The sequence below is a fragment of the Agathobaculum sp. TL06 genome (assembly GCF_054658635.1).
The window spans coordinates 1-7,747 of sequence record NZ_BAAGGY010000045.1 but is presented as its reverse complement, the minus strand read 5'-3'; the positions used below and the strand labels follow the sequence as shown (position 1 = coordinate 7,747).

Below are 7,747 nucleotides of genomic sequence, written 5' to 3'. Positions count from 1 at the left end.
TGGAGTATCTGGAGAAGCTGGTAAACGACATTCTGGAGCGGGAGAAGCTGGTAAACGACATTCTGGAGCGCTACCCTGCGGGTCAGCTTCCGCCGACCGAGCTGATGACCCAGCGCGACCCCGAGGCGGTACGCGCCGTCCTCGCCGGCGAGCGCCATATCTATACCCTCGCATACGATTGACCGGAGGAATCCTTTTCTTTTCTTTCTTAAAAAGAGAACGGCAAGCATGGTTGCTTGCCGTTCTCTTTTAAGAAATCAGTCGTTCTCTGCTAAGTCTACGGTTTTATAAATAATTTCCTGACTGATTTTTCTATATTGCGTCGGTGATATGCCAATATTTTTCTTAAAAACATAGCTGAAATGTTGCAAGGTGGAAAAGCCTACGTCAGATGAGATGGAAAGAATGCTGTCCTGCGTATCAGATAGCAGTCTTTTTGCAAGTTCCAAACGTATGCGCTCCAGGTATTTCATCAGCGTAACGCTGTATTCTGCATGAAAAAGATGCATCAAGTAGCTGGCGCTGATATTGAGTTGCCGTGCCAGCGTGGAGGGCGTCCAAGCCTCGGCTGGCGCGGCATCCATAAGCTGTTTTGCCTGCTGTGCATAGGTTGGCTTATTGCTGTTGGCGTTCTTGCGGATTGAGCGGAGCAGAAGCACCATAAGGGAGGTCAATTCCGCCTTTACTACGGTGTTATAACCCCATTTGCGTCGGGATAACTCCCGAACGATATGGGCCATCAACTCCTGAATGATGCTGTTCTGCTCTAAAAGAAGATAATCCTGCGAGTAGGAATCCAGTGTGCTTGCGAAAAACGTACTGATTTCCGCATCTTCCAGTGCGGAGCATAAAATCGCAATATTGATCCGCTTGCAGACTTTGCATGTGCTTGGAACAAGAAATTTGTGTAGAACATTAGGCTTGATAATGACGATATCGTTTTTGGAAAGTCGGAGGCACTCGTTTTTGAATTCTAAGAACAGATGTCCGTCAACAATGCATTCGATCTCGATGGCATTATGGGAATGGGGCTGCTTCATATGCTCTCCGCCAATATTCTTTTTGTAATAATAGTTCCAGATAGACTTGTCGATCGGTACGTCATGATCCCTGCTGTTAAATAATTGAATTGTATCCATAAAAACTCCTTGCATAACGAGAGTGCCTGATATGCAATTGCATAATCTCAGCCACCCGAACAGACGGTAAGTGACAGCGGCGGCAGACGGGTAGAGATAGGGTACCCCAAAGAGAGCGGGAAACACATGCAAGGAGGAAAACGGTCAGCGAAAATTGCGGGGGATACTCTCACTATAGAGAAAAGTACAGGAACTGTCAATATAAGCTGTGCAATCAGGGAAAAGAAAGCACTAACATATAAAAATTAAATACAACTGCACATTGATAAGATAGCATGGTTATGAAAAATACAGTATTATAAATAAAAAGCGGCAGGCTTTGGTGAAGATTATAGATAAATTTGCCAAAAAACAGAGAGTTTATATGAAACGGAGGAGAATGGCGGCTGGAGGTAAGGATGCCAGCTTAAAAACAGGTAAGTATAAGCAAAATGGGAGGAGGCGTTCCATTTGGGAGACACGGCATGTATTTTGCAGATGCAGCATATCTCGAAGTCGTTTCCCGGGGTCAAGGCGTTAGAGGATGCGCGGCTTGATGTAAAACGTGGAGAAGTACATGTGCTGCTGGGAGAGAACGGCGCAGGAAAATCAACACTGATGAAAGTGCTGGCAGGTGTGTACACAAAAGACGAGGGGGAAATCCTTTTTGAAGGACAGAAGGCTGATATCTGTTCGGTAGATGACGCGCAAAGGCTGGGAATCAGTATGATTCATCAGGAATTGAACATGCTCCCTGCCCGAACTGTGGCACAAAATATCTATATGGGTCGCGAGCCGGTGAAAAATAAATGGCTCCGATCGGTAGATACGCAGCGCATGGTTGAGAACAGTCGGGCCCTTCTGGATCGTTTGGGCGTGGAACTGGACCCGAATGTCGAGGTAAAAGAACTCAGTATTGCACAGCAGCAGATGGTAGAGGTGGCAAAAGCGTTATCCATCGAGACAAAAATTCTGATTATGGATGAGCCGACCTCCAGCTTGACACAACGTGAGATCAATGCTTTGTTCCGGATTGTTCGCAGCCTTTGCAGCCAGGGGATCGGCATAATTTACATCTCACACAGGATGGAGGAAATTTTTGAGATTGGAGACCGAGTTACCGTCATGCGTGACGGCCGGTATATAGGAACTGTGGAAACCAGGAATACAACGATGGATGAGCTGGTATCCATGATGGTAGGCAGGAAGATCGGAGATCTATATGGCCGCAAAGAAAAAAAGAGCGGCTCGGTTGCACTTGAAACGGTCGGACTGACCGGACTGCGTTTCCGAAATGTGAATATCAAAGTACATGAGGGTGAAATTGTCGGACTCGGTGGTTTGGTTGGTGCGGGGCGCACGGAATTGGCCAAAGCAATCTACGGCTATGATCGGGTTGTCGAAGGAAAGATATTCCTATATGGAAAAGAGATGCAAAAGCACTCTCCCAAAGATTCTGTGTCCGCAGGTATCGGATTCCTGCCAGAAGACCGAAAGACGGAAGGTTTGATTCAATCCCACTCCATCCGGACGAATATTCTACAGGCGAGCATGTGGAAATATTTCAAGGGCGGGATTGTCAATCATAAGATCGAGAACGAACAAGCGGAGAAATACCGTGAGGAACTTCGCATTGCCTCACCGGATATTACACGGAGTGTTTCCGCTTTATCGGGAGGAAACCAGCAGAAGGTTGTTATTGCCAAGTGGCTTGCTACCGGCTGCCGCATTTTGATTTTTGACGAGCCGACCAGAGGAATCGACGTTGGTGCGAAATCAGAAATTTATGCGCTGATGAATCAACTTGCCTCGGAGGGCTATGCCATTTTAGCGATATCCTCAGATCAAAAGGAATTGATAGGCGTTTCTGACCGTGTATATGTTATGAAAGACGGAGAAATTACCGGAGAACTGGAAGGAAATGAAATTACGGCGGAAAATATTGTCGCTTATGCGGTGGGAAAGGAGGCAGAGTAGATGAAAGCGAAAAAGGCAATCGGCAAGATACCCGGTGTACTGTATGGGCTGGTCGTGATCGGCGCGTTTTTCGCTGTACTGGAGCCTGGATTCTTAGGCGCATACAATTTGCAGAATCTCCTTAAGGACTGCAGCATTCTGATTATCATTTCTTTGGGCATGAATCTTGTAATCCTCACGGGGCGAATCAACATATCCATTGGCGGAGTTATGTCGCTCACAGGCGTGATTACGGCCATGCTGATGCAGAATCATCTGATGATGGGTCCGGCGATACTGGTTGGATTGCTTCTGGGGACAGTGATCGGATTACTCCTCGGCTTGATGATCGCATATCTGAATTTCAGCGACTGGGTGGTTACTTACGCTGTCATGGGCATTTGCTCTGGTGTTGCGCTCGCTATATCGGATGGAAATACCATTTCAATCGCAAGCCGTAATTTTCGCCTGTTGTCTTCGGGAAAATTTCTGGGGATATATATTATGATTTGGCTGGCTATTGCTTTATGTGTGATTATGGTATATCTCTCAACAAAAACAACGTTTGGGTACAATGTGTATTCCATGGGAGGTTCAGAAGTCAGCGCAAGGTTGGCAGGCATCAAAACCAGACGGGTATTGGTAATCGCGTATGTTATTTCGGGTTTTTTGGCGGCGGTAAGCGGTATTTTGCTGGTTGCAAAGACGAATTCAGCCAGTCCGATTGGAGGAAGCGGATACGAGTGGGATGCAATCGCGGCAGTGCTGATTGGCGGTACGATATTTTCCGGCGGCGTCGGCAAGGTATCGGGTTGTATTATTGGGGCTGCGCTCATGCGCACCCTGCGTAATGGGCTGACTATGATTGGCCTATCGCCATATTGGCAAACCTTTATTATAGGTGTCGCGGTAATGGCGATCATCATTGCGGATGGAATTGGCGAGCGGCGAAAGAAAATGCAAATGCTGAAGAGGGTGTATAAATCATGAAAAAACAGATTATCAATGCAGCCTTTAAGTATTCGCAAGTGGTTATGCTGCTGCTGATTATCCTGGTGTTTTCTATTACAACACCGAATTTTTTTACACTGAACAATTTTGCGACTGTAGTTATGAAGCAGCTCCCATTTTTGCTGATTATTTCGCTGGGTATGACGCTGGCGATTCTTGCGAACGGGATCGACCTGTCTATCGGGTCTACGCTTGCGCTTTCCTCCTGTGTAGCATCGTACTTTCTTGTGAAAGGACAGGATACGCTCGGTATCCTGTCGGCGGTCGTGATTTCATGCGTAATTGGCTATATCAACGGTATACTAATCACCAAAATACACTTGGTTCCTTTTATTGCGACCTACAGCATGAATCTGGTGGCGCGCGGACTGGCATATCTGTTTATGGGAGGTATGATGTATTACGGCTTCAGTGATGCGTTTTGCAGTATTGCGGGAGGCAGCATCCTGGGGATTTCCAACCTGCTGTGGATCGCAGCAGTTATTTTCCTGCTCATGTTTGCTGTTATGAAGAAAACCGTATTTGGACGCAATATTTACGGTGTAGGCAGCAATAAAGAAGCAACTACCTTATCCGGCATCAATTCCGACAGGGTCTTGATCGCGGTGTATACGATTAACGGACTGCTGGCGGGTATCACCGGCCTGCTGTATATTTCCCGCCTGAATGCAGCAGAGTCGACAATTGGGGCCGACTTCACGCTGCAAATGATTGCAGCGACACTGATTGGCGGCACGCGTTTCGGTGGAGGAAAGGGAGGTGTTGGGCGCACGCTGGTCGGCGTTTTGACCATGATGTTCCTGACAAACGCCATGAACCTAAACAAGGTTTCTTCGCTGTGGCAGGATGCAGTATTCGGGGCGGTCATTATTCTATCACTGTTTATCGATCTGTTGGGGGAAAAAGTTACAACCGGTAAAAAACCACAGGCAACATAATTAAGAAAAGGAGAGAAAATAATGAAGAAGACATGGAAAAAAACGGCGGCTTTTGTATGTGCATGTGCATTGGCATGGTGTGTGACAGGATGTACTTCGGATGAGAGTGTAGCACCAGACACCGCTGTGACGAATACGAACGGTAGCGCAGCGGATACGACCTCCCAAGCGGGAGATTCTACAGGGCAGAAAACGAGTGCAGATACTCTGAACGCAACAGCCAATGAGGTATATCAGATCGCGGTCATCGAGAAAAACCTGACAAACCCGATCTGGATCGCGCTTCAGGAGGGTGCGGAGCAGGCTGGTGCGGATTCCGGCTGCGAAGTTACTGTACTGGCGCCGAATACGCCGGAGAGCAATGAGGAACAGATATCTCTGATCCAGCAGCAGATTGCGAAAGGGGTAGACGCACTCGTCGTTATTCCAGCGGATGGAACTGGCATTGTGCCGGCGATTGAAGAAGCCAATGCAGCGGGGATCCCTGTAATTAACGTAGATACAAAAATCGATACGAGTACATGCGCGGTTGATACATTTATCGCGGTAGAAAACTACACAGCAGGTGTTGAGGTGGCTAAAGCACTGGCAGAAAAAATGAATGGCGAAGGAGATGTGATCATTCTTGAGGGAAAGCCGGGTACACAAAGCTCGATCGATATTGTCGGTGGAGCAAATGATGTATTCGATGAATATGAGGGAATTAATGTGGTTGCTTCTCAGGCAGCAGATTGGAACCGTACGGATGGCTATACGGTAACGCTCAATTTGCTGGAGGCAAATCCGGATGTGACAGCGATTTTTGCAGCGAACGATGAAATGGCGATGGGAGCGTTACAGGCTGTTTCCCAAAGCGGCAAGGAGGGAGAAATCCTGATTGCCGGCCTGAATGCGAATCCGGATGCAAAGGAAGCAGTGGACGCAGGTCAACTGACGATGACATATGATAAAAATGGCAACTTGCAGGGATATAGCGCGATCATGGCAGCAGTGACAAAGCTGAACGGCGAGACTCTGGAGAGCGCTTATGAGGTCCCCGGTATTCTGTATTCCAAATGACTGCAAGACAAACCCCAGGCGCCCGCAGCGTTTTGCTGCGGGCGCCTGGGGTTTGTCCGGACGGGGATACCCCGTCCGGACGGAGAAGAAAGAGAAGTGAAGAAGTGTATCGCAAAAGGGAAAGCGCGCGGTCAGGCGGGAGAAAGCGGGAGCTTTTCTCCGAAGCGCTGCTCATATTCCGCGGCGAGCTGCTCGCGGAAGCTGGGATGCGCGATGGCGATCAGACGGCGGGCGCGTTCCCGCAGCGTCTGGCCGCGAAGCTGCGCCACGCCGTATTCCGTCACGATATAGTTGACGTCGCACCGGCTGGTTGTGACCGGCGCGCCGGTCGTCAGCGTGGGTACGATTTTGGAGGCCGAACCGTCGTTAGTTGTGGAATGCAGGGCGATGATCGACCGCCCGCCTCTGGAAAGGTTCGCGCCGCGCACAAAGTCCATCTGTCCGCCGATGCCCGAAATCTGCCGCAGGCCGATGGCCTCAGCGCAGACCTGGCCCTGCAGGTCTACCTCCACACAGGAGTTGATCGAAACCACGTTGTCGTTTTGTGAAATAACCGCGGGATCGTTGCAAATATCCACCGGAAGCATCCGGATGAGCGGGTTGTTGTCCACATAATCATACAGCCGGCGCGTTCCCATCAGGAATGTCACCGTGATTTTGCCGGTATCGCGCTGCTTGCGCCTGCCGGTGATTACGCCGCTTTCCAGCAACGGCAGGACACCGTCCGAGATCATTTCGCTGTGCAGGCCGAGGTCGTGCTTTTCCCCCAGGAAAGAGCAGACCGCGTCGGGCAGCGCGCCGATGCCAAGCTGCAGGCAGTCCCCGTCCTGCACCAGGTCGGCGATGTATTTGCCGATCTGCCGGTCGGCGTCGCTGATCTTCGCCGGTTTGGATTCGGGAAGCGGTTCCCAGGAACACAGGAAACCGTCGATCTCAGACACATGCACAAAGGTTTCGCCATAGGTGCGCGGCATGTTCGGGTTAACCTCCGCGATCACGGTTTTGGCGGATTTGACCGCCTGCGCGCCGTAATCGCAGGACAGGCCGAGGCTGACATAGCCCCGTTCGTCCGGCGGGGAACAGGTAAACGCGAACACATCGACAGGCAGTGTGCCGTCGCGGAACAGACGCGGCACATCGGAAAAGAACACAGGGGTATAATCCGCGCGATGCTCTGCGATCGGCTTGCGCGCCAGCCCGCCGACAAACAGCGCGTTGTGGCGGAAATGCGGCTCCATGCCGGGCTGCAGGTACTCGCCCGAGCCGAGATAAACCATATGCGCGACCTCAACCTGGTGGAACTGTTCCGCCAGACGCGCCATCGTTCGCTGGAAAATGATCGGTTCACCGACCGCGTGGCCGAACACCACCCGATCGCCATCCTTGATGACCGAAACCGCCTGCTCCGGCGTCATCGTATGCTCTTTATAATAGGTTCTCCAATCCATTGATCTTTCCGCCTTTCCAATGCCTGCGGTTACTTGATGCGCGCGATGTTTTTGGCGAGTTCTTTTTTCATTTCGAGGTTGGACTGGCGAGCGATCATGATGCGCTGGGCCTGCGGGGAGCCCGCGCCGTGCATGGACTCGGGCAGGTAGCCAACCGCGGCCGTACCCATCGTCATGTTCTCGATCAGCCGCAGCACGCGCATGCGGTCCTCGGTCG

The 7,747-nt window shown here is 50.4% G+C and carries 7 protein-coding genes and 1 pseudogene; 5 read left to right on the top strand and 3 right to left on the bottom strand.

The features are described 5' to 3' along the window. Positions 1–182, top strand: a pseudogene (locus ACYQ3S_RS15315) (hypothetical protein); the annotation flags it as partial. 75 nt (positions 183–257) lie between these two features. Here the strand turns inward: ACYQ3S_RS15315 and ACYQ3S_RS15310 are convergent. Beyond that, complete coding sequence (locus tag ACYQ3S_RS15310) at positions 258–1,139, bottom strand: AraC family transcriptional regulator (RefSeq protein WP_459690226.1); 882 nt, start codon at positions 1,137–1,139, stop codon at positions 258–260. 450 nt (positions 1,140–1,589) lie between these two features. Between ACYQ3S_RS15310 and ACYQ3S_RS15305 the strand changes: the two genes are divergently transcribed. From ACYQ3S_RS15305 to ACYQ3S_RS15290, 4 genes are read left to right on the top strand one after another with little or no spacing between them, the layout of a single operon-like run. Then, complete coding sequence (locus tag ACYQ3S_RS15305) at positions 1,590–3,095, top strand: sugar ABC transporter ATP-binding protein (protein WP_459690225.1); 1,506 nt, start codon at positions 1,590–1,592, stop codon at positions 3,093–3,095. Then, positions 3,096–4,064 carry an ABC transporter permease gene (locus tag ACYQ3S_RS15300; protein ID WP_459690224.1) on the top strand — a complete coding sequence of 323 codons (969 nt, stop codon included), beginning with the start codon at positions 3,096–3,098 and terminating at the stop codon, positions 4,062–4,064. Further along, entirely contained in the window at positions 4,061–5,023 is a 963-nt protein-coding gene (locus tag ACYQ3S_RS15295; RefSeq protein WP_459690223.1) for an ABC transporter permease, read from the top strand. Before ACYQ3S_RS15300 ends, ACYQ3S_RS15295 begins: the two co-directional genes overlap by 4 nt. A 21-nt stretch (positions 5,024–5,044) precedes the next feature. Beyond that, complete coding sequence (locus ACYQ3S_RS15290; protein ID WP_459690222.1) at positions 5,045–6,082, top strand: sugar ABC transporter substrate-binding protein; 1,038 nt, start codon at positions 5,045–5,047, stop codon at positions 6,080–6,082. Positions 6,083–6,213: 131 nt separating this feature from the next. Here the strand turns inward: ACYQ3S_RS15290 and ACYQ3S_RS15285 are convergent, their stop codons facing one another. Then, complete coding sequence (locus ACYQ3S_RS15285) at positions 6,214–7,530, bottom strand: acetyl-CoA hydrolase/transferase family protein (RefSeq protein WP_459690220.1); 1,317 nt, start codon at positions 7,528–7,530, stop codon at positions 6,214–6,216. Between the two features lie 29 nt (positions 7,531–7,559). Next, a partial coding sequence (locus tag ACYQ3S_RS15280) for a 4-hydroxyphenylacetate 3-hydroxylase C-terminal domain-containing protein (RefSeq protein ID WP_459690219.1) occupies positions 7,560–7,747 on the bottom strand: 188 nt, incomplete at its 5' end.